Source organism: Spartinivicinus poritis (assembly GCF_028858535.1).
GTDB lineage: Bacteria > Pseudomonadota > Gammaproteobacteria > Pseudomonadales > Zooshikellaceae > Spartinivicinus > Spartinivicinus poritis.
In genome coordinates, this window is the sequence record NZ_JAPMOU010000005.1 from 170558 (window position 1) to 186412 (window position 15855).

The following is a 15855-nucleotide window of genomic DNA, read 5'->3' on the forward strand; positions in this document are numbered from 1 at the left end:
GCTTCATTTCTTGTTATTTGCGGCACCCTAACAGCCAAAAGGGACATTGGCAATTTTAGCTTGAATATTGCTTGCTGGTTTTTCGAGAAGTATAAATTTAGTGTCTTATAAGGGGGCGTGCACGAAATAACTTGTTAGATGTTTGTTCCAAGGCGCCCGTTCCTGTGACACTTTTTTGTCAGTTAAAGCCACTCGCCTTGTTTATGTTGTACTAGTAACGGCTGGTTGAGAGATCTGGGCTACAAAACAGATTTGCTAATATAAACACTAAATTATTCAATAATTTAGGCGCGTATAGTTAATGTAGTGGTGGGCAATAACTTGCTAAGCTATTATTATATAAGCTTTTTTGAGGAAGGGTAGGCTATTGAAAAGCACGAAAACTCGAGCTAACGATACTATTACAATTCCCAGCATTTCATTTGTTGCACGGCTGAAAGAGGGCATATTAATTGCCTTGGTGGCAACCTGTGTTTATTTGCTGATGGCATTATTCACCTATAGTCCCACTGACCCTGGTTGGTCTCATACAGGTAATGGTCAGCCGGTGCAAAATGCAGTTGGTGCTTCAGGGGCCTGGTTTGCTGATTTGTTACTGTCACTCTTTGGATACTTTGCCTTCTTATTCCCACTGCTACTTGCCATTAAAGCCTGGCAAGTGTTTCGTTTTCGGCACCGACCCGTTGAGTTTAATGGACTCTTATGGACGTTGCGCGCCTTAGGGCTGATCGTCACAGTCGCTACAGGGGCCTCCCTGGCTTCTCTGCATTTTGCTATGCCTGCTGCCGAGCAATTACCTGCTTCTTCGGGTGGCATCCTGGGTACGGTTATTATCAAGCATACTCTCCCTGCCTTTAATGTGATTGGTTCTACATTAGTGTTGGTGACTTGCTTCTTAGTGGGGGTCACTGTGTTTACTGATTTATCCTGGTTGCGGCTGATGGATGTCACTGGACGAGTGGTGTTGGACTTTCTGGCCCTGGTGGTGCATGGCTGTAAGCTAGCCTGGAAACGTCGACCCAAATTTGAAAAAAAAGCAGTGATGGAACAGCCTGTCAAACCGAAGCGTAAGCGAAAGAAGCGTCAGGAACCGGAGTTTGATGGCGATATTGAAGATAATATTGATGAGGTAGGGGAGGGGAGTAAACGATCTCCTATCTTAATCTCTCCACCCACTCAAGCGGTTACACCAGCTAGCGCGCCGCAGCCAAAAAGCCAAAAGCGCCGTAATGTTCAATATGCTGGTCAGGTATCTGGCGATATGCCAGCCGCTACTTTATTAGATGAGCCTGATGCGACAAATCGCAAAGGCTTTTCCGAAGAAGATCTAGAAACCTTGTCGGAGTTGCTTGAAGTCAAGTTGAAAGACTTCAACGTGGTGGCTGAAGTGGTAGCAGTTCACCCTGGGCCTGTTATTACGCGATTTGAAATTCAACCTGCACCTGGGGTTAAAGTTAGCAAAATCACCAACCTGGCCAAAGATTTGGCTCGTTCATTAGCAGTGGTTAGTGTTCGGGTGGTGGAAGTGATTCCTGGTAAGTCTGTTGTTGGTATTGAAATTCCTAATGAAGATCGGGAAATTGTCTATTTTGGTGAGGTCATTAACTCTAAAGCTTATCAAGCCTCTGATTCACCGTTAAGCCTGGCGTTAGGGCATGATATTTCAGGACAAGCGGTGGTGGTGAATTTGGCTAAAATGCCTCATTTGTTGGTGGCCGGTACCACTGGCTCGGGTAAGTCAGTTGGGGTTAATAGCATGCTGTTGAGTATGTTGTTTAAGGCTTCACCCGAAGAGCTGCGGCTGATTATGGTGGATCCAAAGATGTTGGAGCTTTCCATCTATGAGGGTATTCCCCACCTGCTCGCGCCTGTCGTAACCGATATGAAAGAAGCTTCTAATGCGTTGCGTTGGTGTGTGGCAGAGATGGAGCGCCGCTATAAGCTAATGGCCAAGTTGGGGGTGCGAAACATTGCTGGCTTTAACCGGAAGGTTAAGGATGCGATTAAGTCGGGAGAACCAATTCCAGACCCACTCCACCAGCCTGTCAGTGAAGATGATCATGCGCCAGGGCTAGAGGCGCTGCCATTTATTGTGGTAGTGATTGATGAGTTTGCTGACATGATGATGATCGTCGGCAAAAAGGTTGAAGAACTGATTGCGCGTCTTGCACAGAAAGCACGGGCAGCAGGTATCCATATGATTCTGGCCACTCAGCGACCATCAGTGGATGTGATTACTGGGTTAATCAAGGCGAATATCCCAACGCGAATCAGTTTCCAGGTATCTTCGAAAATAGACTCTCGCACCATTCTTGATCAGGGGGGAGCTGAACAGCTGCTAGGACATGGAGACATGCTGTACCTTCCGCCAGGTACGGGTGTGCCAATTCGGGTGCACGGGGCATTTGTATCCGATGATGAAGTGCATCGCGTGGTGGCTGACTGGAAAGCTCGATCAGAACCTGATTATCTGGAGGAGGTCTTACAGGGGGGGGATGCTGATGTGCCAGGCATTGCTGCGGAAAATTCGGATGACAGTGAACAAGACCCACTTTATGATGAGGCTGTTGCATTTGTCACAGAATCAAGGCGTGCTTCCATTTCTTCTGTGCAACGACGCCTTAAAATCGGGTATAACCGAGCTGCCCGAATGATTGAGGCAATGGAGGCAGCGGGTGTTGTTAGCCCAATGGGTAGCAATGGTTCTCGTGAAGTCATTGCACCAGCTCCTGTTACCGATTAATAAATCAGCTGTTGAAAAGGTTTACTGTGTTGAAACAATTTATGTTAGCCGTCGTCGGCTGTTGTCTGGCTACAGCGACTGTTGCTGATCAGCAAGCCGTTGAGTCATTAAATAAACTCTTGGAAAAGTCCCATTCCATTACTGCGAAATTTCATCAAACCACATTGAATGCCGCTGGTAATCGAACTCAAAAATCCGAAGGCCAGGTGGCTGTGAGTCGGCCTAATCAGTTTCGCTGGGAAGTGACAGGGCCCTTTCCCCAGCTTGTTATTTCTGATGGTGTAAAAGTGTGGGTGTATGATCCCGACCTGGAGCAAGTCACTGTACAAAAGCTGGATAAGCAAGTGAGCAGTACTCCAGCATTATTACTGAGCGGTGATGTAAAAAAACTGGCGGATAATTTTGAAGTGGTGAAAATTGGAAAAAGCACTAAGCAAGACGCTAATTTCAAACTAACGCCTAAAGCAAAAGACAGTGTTTTCGAAGCCTTGCGGTTAAGTTTTAACGATGGGGTATTAGCCAATATGAAACTGACTGACTCACTAGGCGCCCATACCACCATTGATTTTACAGAGATCAGTACTAACCAGCCAATTAAACCGAGCCAATTTAAATTGCCAGCGGATGTGCTGAAAAGTGCTGATGTAATCGAAGAGTAATTTATGTCCGATCTGTTTGCAGACCAGTCGTTGCCCTGGCAGCCACTGGCTGCGCGAATGCGGCCGCGTATTTTAGATGAATATGTAGGCCAGGCTCACTTGTTAGGGCCTGGTGAGCCGCTTGGTGAAGCAATCCGTCAGGGCCAGCTACATTCCATGGTGTTGTGGGGGCCTCCAGGGGTGGGTAAAACCACATTAGCCAAATTGGTAGCAGAATATACTAAAGCCCACTTCCAAACCCTTTCAGCGGTATTGGCAGGCGTTAAAGATATTCGAGAGGCTGTCCAGCAGGCAAAAATGCGTCAGCAGCCGACTATCTTATTTGTTGATGAAGTCCATCGCTTTAATAAAGCCCAGCAAGATGCTTTTTTACCTTATGTGGAAGATGGCACTATTGTTTTTGTTGGCGCTACCACTGAAAACCCAGCCTTTGAATTAAATAATGCTTTGTTATCCCGAGCCAGGGTCTATACCTTAAAACCTCTGGAAGATGCGCAGTTAGAGCAGCTGTTAATGCAGGCACTGACTGATCGAGAGCGGGGTATCGGTAAAAAGCAGCTCAGTATTTGCCCAGAGGCTCAAGCCTTGTTACTGATGGCAGCCAATGGGGATGCTCGGCGGCTACTTAATGTGCTGGAAGTGGTCGCTGATTTAGCGGAAGACAACTCAACAATAACTGCTGAACAAATTAAGCCGGTTATTGCTGATTTACCTAAGCGCTTTGATAAAGGCGGCGATGTTTTTTACGATCAAATATCGGCCCTGCATAAAGCGGTCAGAGGTTCATCACCGGATGCCGCTTTGTATTGGTATGCCAGAATGTTAGATGGTGGGTGTGACCCGTTGTACATTGCTCGACGGGTAGTGCGAATGGCCAGTGAAGATATTGGTAATGCTGATCCAAGAGCCCTGTCTGTTTGTTTATCTGCTTGGGATGTGCAAGAACGCTTAGGCAGTCCTGAAGGCGAACTGGCCGTTGCGCAAGCGATTACCTATTGTGCTTGTGCACCAAAAAGTAATGCCGCTTATGTTGCCTATAAAAAAGCTTGTGCAGCAGTTAAAGAATTACCTGATTACGAAGTGCCAATCCACTTACGTAATGCACCCACGAAACTACAGAAGTCGTTAGGCCATGGTGCTGAGTATCGTTATGCCCATGATGAACCCAATGCCTATGCGGCAGGTGAGCAGTATTTTCCCCCAGAAATGGTCGGTACGCAGTTTTATCAACCCGTTGATCGTGGTCTAGAACAAAAGATTAAACAAAAGCTGATGCAGCTGGCTGAATGGGATCAGCTTAGTGAGCAGCAACGTTATTCTGATTAGCAACTCCAATTAATAGTTTAATTACCATGCTACAACAGATGATCTCAGTTGCCTGTGGTGGTGCCTTAGGGGCCATTGCACGGTTTTTGGTTTATTGGGGCTATCAACAGTTAGGGGGAAAGTTTTTTCCGCTTCCTACTCTGGTAGTAAACGTGCTGGGCTCTTTTTTTATTGGTATCGCTTATTTTATTTTGGTAGAACGTTTACAATTGCAGCCAGCTTGGCGCAATGGCTTAATTGTTGGCTTTTTAGGCGCTTTTACGACATTTTCTACCTTTTCACTGGATGCTTTTCGAGTGATCCAAAATGGTGAGCCTTGGATTGCATTAAGCTATATGGTAGGAAGTGTCGTATTGTGTTTATTAGCCACTTGGTTAGGGCTGGTTGCTGCACAAAGTTTGCTTGATTAGCTGCTGTAGATAACTTTGTTGTTTTAACAGCCGGGCAGATCATTACTGAATTATCAACAAAACCTGAATTTATAAATAAGGTAATTAACGCTCATGTTAGATCCAAAACTTGTTCGCACCCGTCCAGCAGAAGTGGCGGAGCAACTTAAACGCCGTGGCTTTCAACTCGACGTTAGTTTGGTTGAGTCGTTAGAGAGTCGCCGTAAAGAAATTCAAGTACGGACTCAACAATTACAAAATGAGCGTAAAGTTGGATCGAAAAAGTTTGGCCAACTAAAAGCGAAAGGTGAAGATATCTCAGAGTTAAAAGCTGAGATGGATCGCTTAGCTGAAGAAGTCAAAAAAGCAGAAGCAGAACTCCATGAAGTGCAAGCTCAATGGCAGGACTTGATGCTGGGTGTTCCCAACATTCCCCACGAGTCTGTGCCTGAAGGGGAAACCGAAGATGATAATGAAGAAATTCGTCGTTGGGGTGAGCCCAAGCAATTTAATTTTGAACCGAAGGATCACGAAGCTCTTGCAGAAAAACAGGGTTGGATGGACTTTAATTCCGCAGCAAAATTAACTGGCTCTCGCTTTATTGTTTTGCGTGGACCTATTGCCAAACTACACCGCGCGTTGACCCAGTTTATGATGAATACTCATGCTAATGAGCATGGCTATGAAGAAATATATGTGCCGTATATTGTTAATGATGACACGCTAAAAGGCACTGGGCAGTTACCAAAGTTTGGTGAAGATTTATTTAAAATTGAGCATGATCCTGACAGCGGTAAAGATTATTACTTAATTCCCACGGCAGAGGTGCCTGTCACTAACATGGTGCGGGACGAAATTGTGGATGCAGACCAGCTGCCGATGCGGTTTGTTTGTCATTCACCTTGTTTTCGTAGCGAGGCGGGTAGTGCCGGTCGTGACACCCGAGGCATGATTCGTCAGCATCAGTTTGATAAGGTTGAACTGCTCCATATTGTTAAGCCAGATGCGTCTTTTGCTGCCCTGGAAGAGTTGATTGGTAATGCGGAAAAAATTCTCCAATTATTGGAGCTACCTTACCGGGTTGTCAGCCTGTGTGGTGGCGACTTAGGTTTTGGTGCCACGAAAACTTATGATATTGAGGTATGGCTGCCAGGCCAACATAAATATCGGGAAATTTCTTCTTGCAGTAATACCCTGGATTTCCAAGCCCGCCGGATGCAAGCTCGTTGGCGAAACCCTGAAACGGGTAAGCCTGAACTGTTGCATACCTTAAATGGCTCTGGCCTGGCAGTAGGACGTACCTTAATTGCCGTATTGGAAAACTACCAGGACGAAACGGGCCGGGTCCATATACCAAAAGTGTTGCAACCTTATATGGGCGGACTTGAGGTGATTGAATAAAAAAATAAACGAATTAAAAGCAAGGTAATTAGCTTAGATCAAAAGCTCATTTGCTGAAGCAGTTAGGCTTCGACACAATAGAAGCCTAATTGAGTGAGTGGGTATTTCAATGGATCAACTGCCTTTATTTCATAATTTAACCGATCGTCCTTGCTTGCTAGTCGGTGGGGGAGATGTAGCCAGTCGTAAGGCGCATCTTCTGTTGCAAGCTGGGGCGGAGTTAATTGTGGTTGCCCCCCAAATTAATGATCATTTACAAAGTCAGGTTTTAAGGCAAGGCAGTCAATGTCATCTCAGGTGCTTTAACCCACAGGATATACAGCATCTGCCTTATGCATTAGTGGTGGCGGCCACCAATGACCAGCAAGTCAATCAGCAAGTTTCCCAGTTAGCCCAACAAGCCAATATCCCTGTTAATGTTGTTGACCAACCAGCCTTATCGACAGTCACTTTTCCAGCGATTATCGATCGAGCCCCTTTAACCATTGCCATCAGCAGTGGCGGAGCTGCGCCTGTCTTAGCCCGCTTATTGCGTGGCAAGATTGAAACGCTTATTCCTCATCGTTATGGCCAGTTGGCAGCATTAGCGGGTAAATTCCGAGAAAAAGTGAAGCAGCAATTCAGTACCATTAACGATCGGCGTTATTTTTGGGAAAAAGTGCTTACTGGCCCCATTGCTGAGCGAGTTTTTGCTGGTCAATTTGAGGAAGCAGAGCGGCAACTAGAAGAGACGCTTGCAGAAGCTAAACCCAATAAGCTTGGTGAGGTTTATCTAGTTGGCGGGGGACCGGGTGATCCTGACTTGCTGACATTTCGTGCTTTACGGCTAATGCAACAAGCAGATGTGGTGTTATATGACCGTCTTGTTTCTCCAGAAGTGCTGGAACTGGTACGACGTGATGCTGATCGGCTCTATGTTGGAAAAGCGCGTTCTAATCATGCACTCCCTCAAGAAGAAATTAATCAACGGCTGATTGATTTGGCACTACAGGGTAAACGAGTGTTACGGCTAAAAGGTGGCGACCCTTTTATCTTTGGTCGAGGAGGAGAGGAAATTGATCAGCTGGCTGAAGCAGGTATTCCTTTTCAGGTGGTACCAGGCATTACCGCTGCTTCTGGGTGTGCCAGTTATGCGGGAATTCCGTTGACCCATCGAGACTATGCACAGTCAGTACGATTTATTACCGGCCATATGAAAGAAGGTCAACTTGAACTTCCTTGGCAGCAGTTTAGTAACCCTGCTGAAACCTTGGTGTTTTATATGGGCTTGATGGGGCTGGGCACCATTTGTCAGCAATTACAAAATCATGGTCGCAGCTCAAATACGCCTATAGCTTTAGTTCAACAAGGCACTACCCAAAAACAGCGGGTTTATACGGGTACGTTAGCAACAATTGAAGCTGTTATTAAAGATCAGGAAGTTAAGCCGCCTACGTTGATAATAGTGGGAGAGGTTGTGTCCTTACGGAGTAAGCTAGCTTGGTTTTCTGCGGAGACAAAATAATAGCTAGCTAGAGGGCTAGATAAATGATTACTGAACCTTATGAGGCAGGGATGCTGATTAGAGCAGTGACCATCAGGGATGATGGGAATGCAGCTTATGCAGGAGCAATAAGCTGTCTGCGTGTTCAGTAATCGTTTATGTAGCCCTAACACTGAACCATTAAATTAAAAGCAATTAGTCGGCCTTGGTAGGCCAGCGATTTTAGCAGCTAGTTTGGCAGGGCTGCCTGGAAACAGTTGCATCAGGTAAATAGAGTTGCCTTTGTCTTTGCCCAGGCTATTAGCAATATGCTTAACAAAAGGCCGCATGGCAGGTGATTGCTCAAATTGCTGGTAAAAATCCCGCAAGGCATGAATGATTTCCCAATGGCGGTCACTCAACTCCAGCCCTTCTTGTTCAGCCAGAGCCTCTGCTACCGTCTGATCCCAGTCTGAAAGCTGTTTTAAATAACCTTCCTTATCTAATGGAATCGTTTTATCTAACACGGTTAGACACTGCATATTAATACCAGCTAATCACTTGCTTATGTTCGGTGCATAGTTTGACAAAGCCAGGGTAGTCAATCAAATCAAATCCAGGAAATAATAGGGGGCTGATCCCCCTGGCTTCGCAGTCGGGTATCAGTGCATACAAGTTGATGTCTGTGCGCATTGCCATTGGTGATGTAGAAAAGCTTTCCTCAATGCCTAGGTAAACAGCATTTTCAATCAATAACAGACTATCACCAGAGGCAATCGTATTTAAGCAGCTACGGACCAATAATTCAGAGTGTTGGTTAAGTGTGTGTAAAATCATGGGCTTATAAAGAAATTACCATATCCTGCTGACGAATTAATTCACTGATTTGTTCGCCTGGGAGCGCCTGTACATTGTCCATCAGCTGCTCTGGTTTAAGGCCTCGCTGGTTAAGGTCTTGTGTAGATACATAGAGTGTTTTGATATCGTACATTGGCAGTACAGCTAGCTGCTTACCCAGGTTCTTTTGTTGAATTTGCTCACCAGCTTGCGCTTCAATGGCTTGAAAAACGCCATCACCTAGTAATACCAAAGTGGTGGGAATATCAAACGTGGCGGCAACTAGCGCAGCATCCAGCGCTTCTTTGGCTCGTGGAGAAGTATAAGGCGACTGCTGAGAGATAATACAAAGACTTTTCATTGGGGTAATATCCTTACACTTAAGCACCAAAGGTAATCACCTGGTCAGAGTGCTGGGTGGCCTCAATCAGCTGCCCTAAGCCAGAAAGTGGCCAATTTTTATGTAGATTGGCAGCAGGTAACTCGTAACGGTTTTGCTCTTGCTCATCAATAACCCCTCGGCGTAACGCAGCCCCAATACAAACGACACAATCAAGCTTATTTTGTTGAATAAACTGGCTCCATTCTTTGGGTAAATTAAGCTCGTCTTGTGGAGGGGTGACCAGACTATTACCACAGTGAACCCCATCCTGATAGAAAAATAGTCGATAAATACTGTGGCCCCCTTTTAGTGCCGCTTTAGCAAAGTGAAGGGCTGTATAAGGTGCTTCGCTGTTATAAGGTGCGCCTGTGATAAGTAAAGTAAATTTCATTTGGAATTAACTCTATCACTCCATCTTAATTCATTAGGCCAAAAAAAACCCTGCAGTTGCAGGGTTTTAGCATATCTTCTTAAGGTTTAGTCGTCACCTGACAAAGCTGAGAAAATATGCAGCAAAGCAATAAACAAGTTATAGATAGAAGCGAACAGCGTAATGGTCGCTAAAATGTAGTTGGTTTCACCACCGTGGATGATTTCACCTGTTTGGTAGAGAATCAGAGCGCTGGCAAATACCATGAAGGCACAGGAAATGGCTAGCTGAAAGCCGCTGATGTCAAAGATCAATGACATCACTACCGCTGCTAGCAATACAATAGCACCGGCGAAGATAAAGCCGCGTAAGAATGAAAAGTCACGACGGCTAACCAGTGCATAACCTGATAGTGCCAGGAAGATCACAGCCGTACCACCTAACGCATTCATCACAATAGCCGTACCTTGGCCGCTACTCATAAACATATTGAGAATCGGGCCGAGTGCGAAGCCGACAAAGCCGGTGAAAGCAAAAACAGCGGCAATTCCCCACACGCTTCGACACAGTGCTTGGGCTAGGAAAGACAACCCAATGAAGCCACCCAAAAACAGCCAAGGGTTGATCATGGGCGCATTACGGAAAATAAAAGCACAGACCGCGGCAAAGCCCAGAGATAGGCTGAGTAAAATATAAGTGTTTTTCAACACCTTGTTGGTTTGAATAATCGATGCCTCTTTAGAGGCAGCTGCAGTTGCATATTGATTATTTTCTAACACGATAAACTCCTGTTTTGTTTATAAAACAAGCAAAAAATGCCTTTGTAGAAAATCATACCTCTGTCACAGGTAAAATCAAGCAATTAGCCGTTGACTCTGAAAAAAAATCCGGTATTATCTGCCACCAAGTTCGGGGGCACCCAAACAGTTTGGAGAGGTGGCTGAGCGGTTGAAAGCACCGGTCTTGAAAACCGGCGTGGGTTAATAGCCCACCCAGGGTTCGAATCCCTGCCTCTCCGCCAAACAATGCAAAAGGGTCTATTTCGATAGACCCTTTTTTTTTAGCTAAGTGCAATCGGCATATCACTTCATTACATTCTTTTCTTTTATTACTTCCTTTGTTTTTTACAACTGCTTTTTACAACAACTGAATTAAAACAACAGTGCGCTGCTTTTGCGACGCTTGATTATTTCATCGTAAATACACATTGCTTGTAATCAAGCATGGCGTGCACATGAGTATAGAAAGTCGCAGTGGGCTAGGCCGATTGTTGAAAAAAGTCCTAAGCTAAAGGTCTAAATTAAAATGATAAGTGCTTCATCTAAAGGGCATTGGTTAGCTGTATGAGTGAGAACAGTATATTAAGTATTTTTGATCTTTTTAAAATTGGTATTGGCCCATCCAGCTCCCATACAGTGGGACCGATGTGGGCAGTGTATCGATTTTTAGCAGATAGCAAAGATTGTCTGGATCAAGTCTCTAAGGTGAAAGTTGCCTTGTATGGCTCTTTGGCACTTACTGGCAAAGGCCATGGTACTGATACGGCAGTATTGCTTGGGTTGTTAGGGGAACGCCCTGATCAGGTTGACCCTCAACAGGTTGCAGCCAAGCTGGATGAAATCAGTGCTACTCATCGCTTGATGCTGGCAGGCAAGCACGAGATTACTTTCAACCCTGACCAGGCCATTGAGTTTCATAATGAGACTTTTTTGCCTGAGCATCCTAATGGTATTGCGCTAAGCCTTTACGATGCCAATGGGCTGGTCCTCCATCACGATCAATTTTTCTCCGTAGGTGGTGGTTTTGTTGTTAGCAAAGATGAACTCTCTGCCACAGCACCTGTTACAACAGACATAGAGGTTCCATTTCCTTTTCATACCGGAGAAGAGTTACTGAAGCTGTGCAAACAGCATAACTTATCTATTGCACAACTGGTGTTTGCCAATGAAGAAGTACTGCAAGGCTCTATGGCAGCTGTTGAGCAACAGCTGGAAACAACCTGGCAGGTCTTTCATGATTGTATAGAGCGTGGTTGTAGAACAGAAGGTGTGCTGCCTGGTGGCTTAAATGTACAGCGACGAGCACCTAAGTTACATAAAGAGCTCTGCAGTCGCCCTGAGGACTCATTGAAAGACCCATTAACGGTAATGGACTGGATTAGCTTATTTGCTTTAGCCGTCAATGAAGAAAATGCTGCCGGTGGCCGAGTAGTGACAGCACCCACCAACGGTGCCGCAGGAGTGATTCCAGCCGTATTAAGTTATTACATGCGATTTGTGCCTGGCTCCAATCAGCAAGGGCTTTATGACTTTTTGGCTACGGCAGCGGCTATTGGCATGTTGTATAAAAAGAATGCTTCTATTTCTGCCGCAGAAGTAGGTTGCCAAGGAGAGATTGGCGTGGCTTGCTCAATGGCTGCCGGCGCATTGGCTGCGGTATTAGGGGGAAGTGCTGAACAGGTGGAAAATGCTGCTGAAATTGGTATGGAACATAGTTTGGGCATGACCTGTGATCCTATTGGGGGGTTAGTGCAAATCCCTTGTATTGAACGGAATACTATGGGAGCCGTTAAAGCAGTGAATGCAGCCCGGTTAGCATTACGGGGGGATGGTACTCACCGGGTAGCCTTAGATAGCGTGATTGAAACCATGCGGCAAACGGGAATGGATATGCAATCGAAGTACAAAGAAACCGCATTAGGTGGATTAGCGGTTAACGTGGTGCTTTGTTAATTAGCTTTTCCAACAATAAAAAAATAAACATCTATTTCACTACCCTTGATTTTGTCTTTATTGGTGGCCATATCTTACTCTTATAGAGAGGTAACGCTGTAAGAGGCTTTCATGGCTGACCATAAAGATGATCATTTACCAGTAACCCCTTCAAGCAGTAAGGCAATAGCTGACTTTATTCAGCAAGCAGAACAGCTGCCAGCGACCCGAGCTACCGAGAAAGGTCGCTTGATTTTTGCCTTAGATGCTACTGCCAGCCGTGAAGCGACTTGGGATCGTGCTTGTCATCTGCAAGGCAAGATGTTTGCGGAAACCCAAGCGCTTGGCCAGTTAGCCGTACAGCTTTGCTACTACCGTGGTTTTAGCCAGTTCCATGCTAGCCCCTGGCTACACTCAACAGAAGCCTTGCTTGCAGAAATGAATCAGGTGTCGTGCATCGGTGGCTATACCCAAATTAGTCGACTGTTGCAGCATGGTTTAACAGAAGCTAAACAACAACCATTACAGGCAATTGTCTTTGTGGGAGATAGCCTGGAAGAGTCAATTGATGAGCTATGCAATTGGGCTGGGCGGCTTAAGTTACATGGTGTGCCGGTATTTTTATTCCAAGAAAGCTACGATCAGGCAGCCACCCAAGGCTATCAACAAATAGCGAAAGTATCTGGAGGAGCTCACTGTCAGTTTAATGAGGGCAGTGCCGCTGAATTACAGGCACTTTTGTCTGCCGTAGCAGTCTATTCAGTGGGAGGGTTGAAGGCGCTACAGCACTTTGCTAAAGGGCAGCCGGATGTGGTTTTGCAGCTTGAGCATCAATTATCGGGTGGTTAATAGCAATATCCGTCAATAGCATGTCGTCAGTAATTGGTAGGTATTGAGAGTTATAGGTATTGAAAGTTAAAGAATAAAGGATATTTAGCTTTGTCTCGACTGTTTATTCTTATTGCATTAATTGGCGGCTCGATAGCCTGGTATAAATATCGGAAGCTGCCGCCAGAAGACCGAAAAAAGTGGTTAAAGAAGTCGTTAATTATTACAGGCCTGTTATTTTTTGCCTATTTGGTAATTACCGGTCGTCTCTCTATCGTTTTTGCATTATTGGCAGCATTAATTCCATTTATTAGAAAAGGCCTTTCCCTCGCAAGTTACTGGCCGTTTATACAAAAACTATGGCAGCACAAAAGCATTTTAACACCTAGTGCCGGAGCGCAGCAGCAGGCAAAGGGTAAACAGTCAACAGTACGTACCCCGCTTTTAGTTATGACGTTGAATCATGACAGTGGTGAAATCGATGGCGAAGTCTTAGTGGGGCAATACCAAGGTAAACGACTAAGTGAGCTAACCATTGAGCAGCTGACTGAACTTTATTCGCACTGTCCTACTAATGAGCAAGACACCCATCAATTGCTGGATACTTATTTGAGTAAAATGCGTTCATCTGAGTGGCAAGCTTTTCAGGAGCAGCAACAGTCACAGCAGTTCCATTCACATTCACGTAGCGCTGGTGGGAATGAGCCTATGACTGTGACAGAAGCAGCAGAAGTGCTGGGGGTGAAAGAAACTGCAACCAAACAAGAAATTATTGATGCTCATCGCCGTTTAATGGCAAAACTTCATCCTGACAAAGGGGGGAGCAGTTATTTAGCAATTCAAGTCAATGCGGCAAAAGATGTCATGTTGGCTCAGCTAAAAATCTAAGATATATACTGTTTTATGGCTATTTGGCTAATTACTATCCTGTTGGCAAGTTTGGTCATTGGCTGCATTTTGTTGCTGCTGCTTAAAGTCAGAACACCCCGTTATCGAGTCGAACGGGCTAGAGTAAAAACCTTGCTTTACGATATCGTAAATGGCGAAGCCAGTGAGGAAGACTGGCAGGTTTTTATCAGTATTCCTATTTACAATAATGCACAACTGGAAACTATCCGGTTACGCTGCTTACAACTGGATGAAACGGAGTTTATTGGTGGCACAGAAAATAGCCCTTTTTTTTTAACGGTGACTGCTATCAACGAAATACGACAAATGCTGCAAACGCTGGAAGGTGATATAGTATTCAAAGGCTAATAAAGCAATAAGGTAACCAATAAAATGTTAGTAACGCAGATAGTAAAATCATTTGGGGTGGGGCTGCTTGGCTTGGCTTTTTACAGCCAGTGTTATGGTGAAATAGTAGGAGAAGTTTCTACAACATTTAAGTTACTTGGTGCTAATGACAAAATTGTGATTGAGGCCTTTGATGACCCTGATGTCAGTGGTGTCACCTGTTATTTAAGTCGAGCGAAAAAAGGAGGGGTGTCAGGTTCATTAGGCTTTGCTGAAGATACCTCTGATGCTTCTATTGCTTGTCGACAAGTAGGGCCTATTCAGTTGTCTGATGAGCTGAAAGCAGGAAAGCTAGATGGTGAGCAGGTATTTAAAAAGCGTACTTCCGTATTATTTAAAACCATGCAGGTGGTGAGGTTTTTTGACCCCAAGCGACAAGTGATTATTTATTTGACTTATAGCGATAAACTGGTTGAAGGATCACCAAAAAATAGTGTAACAGCTGTACCTGTATTACCCTGGCCGGCAGGTGCTCAGTAAACAACGAAATGTCAAAGCAAACAGTGAAACTTTACGTTAGTTTAACTGTCTTATGGTAAAACTTTTGTCATAAGCGAATGTGGTAGGCAGGTTTAACAGGGACAATTTTAATAAGAGCTTCACTGCTTGTCACAGAAAACTCGAATTTTTTCAGCACAAGTCGTTCTTAAGTCGGCTACTGTATTATATGTATTACCCATTGGTGGTATCAGTCTACCCTGAATTTAAGTAGGTAATTATTATCATTAAGTCAGTGAGTAACCATGGTTATTCTTATTGACTAGTTATAGGGGGTATGTCAAAGTGCTGCCTTCATATTATTGTATGAAACTTGATTAGGGCAAGGAGTCTATATGGCAATTTCATTAACCAAAGGTCAGCGAATTAGCCTTGAAAAAGAAGCAGGTAAAAACCTTCAACAAATTTGTGTGGGAGTTAACTGGGGGGCTATTGAGAAAAAAGGCTTTTTTGGCACGAAAAAAGTACCTGTTGATCTGGATGCCAGCGTAGGCTTATATAATGATAATAAACAACCAATCGATGTCGTTTATTTTGGCCAATTGAGAAGTAAGTGTGGCTCCATTCATCATAGTGGTGATGACCTAACAGGCGATATGGAAGGTGATGATGGCTTAGATAATGAAGTCATTACCATTAACTTACAGCAAGTGCCGCAGGGTGTGTCTGCTGTTGCTGTAGTGCTTAATTCATTTCGAAAACAAGATTTTGCAGCAATTCCCTTTGCTTCTATTCGTTTATATGAAGGAACGCCTTCACGAGTCAATAATATTTTAGCTACCTATGATATTGCCAATAACCCTTCATTTTCTGGTTCTATCTCAATGGTACTCGGCATTTTGTATAAAAAAGATGGAGACTGGAAATTTAAAGCGGTTGGTGAAGCAACGCGAGATCAAGGATTGGAGCAAACTATCGAAACGGTTTCTCGCTCTTATATCTAGTCAGTTGAA

Annotated in this window: 17 protein-coding genes and 1 tRNA gene; 13 read left to right on the forward strand and 5 right to left on the reverse strand. The window is 44.7% G+C overall.

The genetic code is table 11. The features are described from left to right. Positions 1-367 precede the first annotated feature (367 nt). From ORQ98_RS06330 to cysG, 6 genes are all read left to right on the forward strand, one after another. Entirely contained in the window at positions 368-2743 is a 2376-nt protein-coding gene (locus ORQ98_RS06330) for a DNA translocase FtsK (protein ID WP_425347670.1), read from the forward strand. 26 nt (positions 2744-2769) lie between these two features. Next, positions 2770-3402: an outer membrane lipoprotein periplasmic chaperone LolA gene (gene lolA, locus ORQ98_RS06335; protein WP_274687943.1), complete on the forward strand. Its 633-nt coding sequence runs from the start codon at positions 2770-2772 to the stop codon at positions 3400-3402. A gap of 3 nt (positions 3403-3405) precedes the next feature. Continuing rightward, positions 3406-4728: a replication-associated recombination protein A gene (locus ORQ98_RS06340; protein ID WP_274687944.1), complete on the forward strand. Its 1323-nt coding sequence runs from the start codon at positions 3406-3408 to the stop codon at positions 4726-4728. Positions 4729-4754: 26 nt separating this feature from the next. Continuing rightward, positions 4755-5138, forward strand: coding sequence for a fluoride efflux transporter CrcB (gene crcB, locus ORQ98_RS06345; protein ID WP_180567446.1), 384 nt, complete (start codon positions 4755-4757; stop codon positions 5136-5138). A gap of 93 nt (positions 5139-5231) precedes the next feature. Continuing rightward, a complete protein-coding gene (serS, locus tag ORQ98_RS06350) occupies positions 5232-6518 on the forward strand; it encodes a serine--tRNA ligase (RefSeq protein WP_274687945.1) in 1287 nt (428 codons plus the stop codon). 109 nt (positions 6519-6627) lie between these two features. Next, positions 6628-8022, forward strand: coding sequence for a siroheme synthase CysG (gene cysG, locus ORQ98_RS06355; protein ID WP_274687946.1), 1395 nt, complete (start codon positions 6628-6630; stop codon positions 8020-8022). A 164-nt stretch (positions 8023-8186) separates the two neighbouring features. Here cysG and ORQ98_RS06360 read toward each other — a convergent pair whose 3' ends face one another. The 5 genes from ORQ98_RS06360 to ORQ98_RS06380 all read right to left on the reverse strand — a co-directional run bounded on the left by ORQ98_RS06360 (position 8187) and on the right by ORQ98_RS06380 (position 10348). Continuing rightward, positions 8187-8522 carry a TusE/DsrC/DsvC family sulfur relay protein gene (locus ORQ98_RS06360; protein ID WP_274687947.1) on the reverse strand — a complete coding sequence of 112 codons (336 nt, stop codon included), beginning with the start codon at positions 8520-8522 and terminating at the stop codon, positions 8187-8189. A 1-nt stretch (position 8523) separates the two neighbouring features. Further along, positions 8524-8817: a sulfurtransferase complex subunit TusB gene (gene tusB / locus ORQ98_RS06365; RefSeq protein ID WP_274687948.1), complete on the reverse strand. Its 294-nt coding sequence runs from the start codon at positions 8815-8817 to the stop codon at positions 8524-8526. A 4-nt stretch (positions 8818-8821) separates the two neighbouring features. Next, entirely contained in the window at positions 8822-9178 is a 357-nt protein-coding gene (gene tusC / locus ORQ98_RS06370) for a sulfurtransferase complex subunit TusC (protein ID WP_274687949.1), read from the reverse strand. Between the two features lie 19 nt (positions 9179-9197). After that, positions 9198-9590 (reverse strand): sulfurtransferase complex subunit TusD, encoded by a 393-nt coding sequence (gene tusD, locus ORQ98_RS06375; RefSeq protein WP_274687950.1) that lies wholly within the window; start codon positions 9588-9590, stop codon positions 9198-9200. An 86-nt stretch (positions 9591-9676) separates the two neighbouring features. Beyond that, positions 9677-10348 (reverse strand): Bax inhibitor-1/YccA family protein, encoded by a 672-nt coding sequence (locus ORQ98_RS06380; protein WP_274687951.1) that lies wholly within the window; start codon positions 10346-10348, stop codon positions 9677-9679. Between the two features lie 151 nt (positions 10349-10499). Here ORQ98_RS06380 and ORQ98_RS06385 point away from each other — a divergent pair. From ORQ98_RS06385 to ORQ98_RS06415, 7 genes are all read left to right on the forward strand, one after another. Beyond that, positions 10500-10590 (forward strand) — tRNA-Ser (locus ORQ98_RS06385). 322 nt (positions 10591-10912) lie between these two features. Continuing rightward, positions 10913-12301: an L-serine ammonia-lyase gene (locus tag ORQ98_RS06390; RefSeq protein ID WP_274687952.1), complete on the forward strand. Its 1389-nt coding sequence runs from the start codon at positions 10913-10915 to the stop codon at positions 12299-12301. A gap of 111 nt (positions 12302-12412) precedes the next feature. Then, positions 12413-13129: a VWA domain-containing protein gene (locus ORQ98_RS06395; RefSeq protein WP_274687953.1), complete on the forward strand. Its 717-nt coding sequence runs from the start codon at positions 12413-12415 to the stop codon at positions 13127-13129. A 90-nt stretch (positions 13130-13219) separates the two neighbouring features. Beyond that, positions 13220-13996, forward strand: coding sequence for a DnaJ domain-containing protein (locus ORQ98_RS06400; RefSeq protein ID WP_274687954.1), 777 nt, complete (start codon positions 13220-13222; stop codon positions 13994-13996). Positions 13997-14011: 15 nt separating this feature from the next. Continuing rightward, positions 14012-14365, forward strand: a complete 354-nt coding sequence (locus ORQ98_RS06405) for a hypothetical protein (protein ID WP_274687955.1) — start codon at positions 14012-14014, stop codon at positions 14363-14365. Positions 14366-14389: 24 nt separating this feature from the next. Continuing rightward, complete coding sequence (locus tag ORQ98_RS06410) at positions 14390-14884, forward strand: CreA family protein (protein ID WP_274687956.1); 495 nt, start codon at positions 14390-14392, stop codon at positions 14882-14884. Between the two features lie 353 nt (positions 14885-15237). After that, positions 15238-15846, forward strand: coding sequence for a TerD family protein (locus tag ORQ98_RS06415; protein ID WP_274687957.1), 609 nt, complete (start codon positions 15238-15240; stop codon positions 15844-15846). The last annotated feature ends 9 nt before the right edge of the window (positions 15847-15855 follow it).

Coding starts and splice junctions, on each gene's coding strand:
- ORQ98_RS06340 (WP_274687944.1), top strand. CDS start 3,406: ATGTCCGATCTGTTTGCAGACCAGTCGTTGCCCTGGCAGCCACTGGCT.
- crcB (WP_180567446.1), top strand. CDS start 4,755: ATGCTACAACAGATGATCTCAGTTGCCTGTGGTGGTGCCTTAGGGGCC.
- serS (WP_274687945.1), top strand. CDS start 5,232: ATGTTAGATCCAAAACTTGTTCGCACCCGTCCAGCAGAAGTGGCGGAG.
- cysG (WP_274687946.1), top strand. CDS start 6,628: ATGGATCAACTGCCTTTATTTCATAATTTAACCGATCGTCCTTGCTTG.
- ORQ98_RS06360 (WP_274687947.1), bottom strand. CDS start 8,522: ATGCAGTGTCTAACCGTGTTAGATAAAACGATTCCATTAGATAAGGAA.
- tusB (WP_274687948.1), bottom strand. CDS start 8,817: ATGATTTTACACACACTTAACCAACACTCTGAATTATTGGTCCGTAGC.
- tusC (WP_274687949.1), bottom strand. CDS start 9,178: ATGAAAAGTCTTTGTATTATCTCTCAGCAGTCGCCTTATACTTCTCCA.
- tusD (WP_274687950.1), bottom strand. CDS start 9,590: ATGAAATTTACTTTACTTATCACAGGCGCACCTTATAACAGCGAAGCA.
- ORQ98_RS06390 (WP_274687952.1), top strand. CDS start 10,913: ATGAGTGAGAACAGTATATTAAGTATTTTTGATCTTTTTAAAATTGGT.
- ORQ98_RS06395 (WP_274687953.1), top strand. CDS start 12,413: ATGGCTGACCATAAAGATGATCATTTACCAGTAACCCCTTCAAGCAGT.
- ORQ98_RS06405 (WP_274687955.1), top strand. CDS start 14,012: ATGGCTATTTGGCTAATTACTATCCTGTTGGCAAGTTTGGTCATTGGC.
- ORQ98_RS06410 (WP_274687956.1), top strand. CDS start 14,390: ATGTTAGTAACGCAGATAGTAAAATCATTTGGGGTGGGGCTGCTTGGC.
- ORQ98_RS06415 (WP_274687957.1), top strand. CDS start 15,238: ATGGCAATTTCATTAACCAAAGGTCAGCGAATTAGCCTTGAAAAAGAA.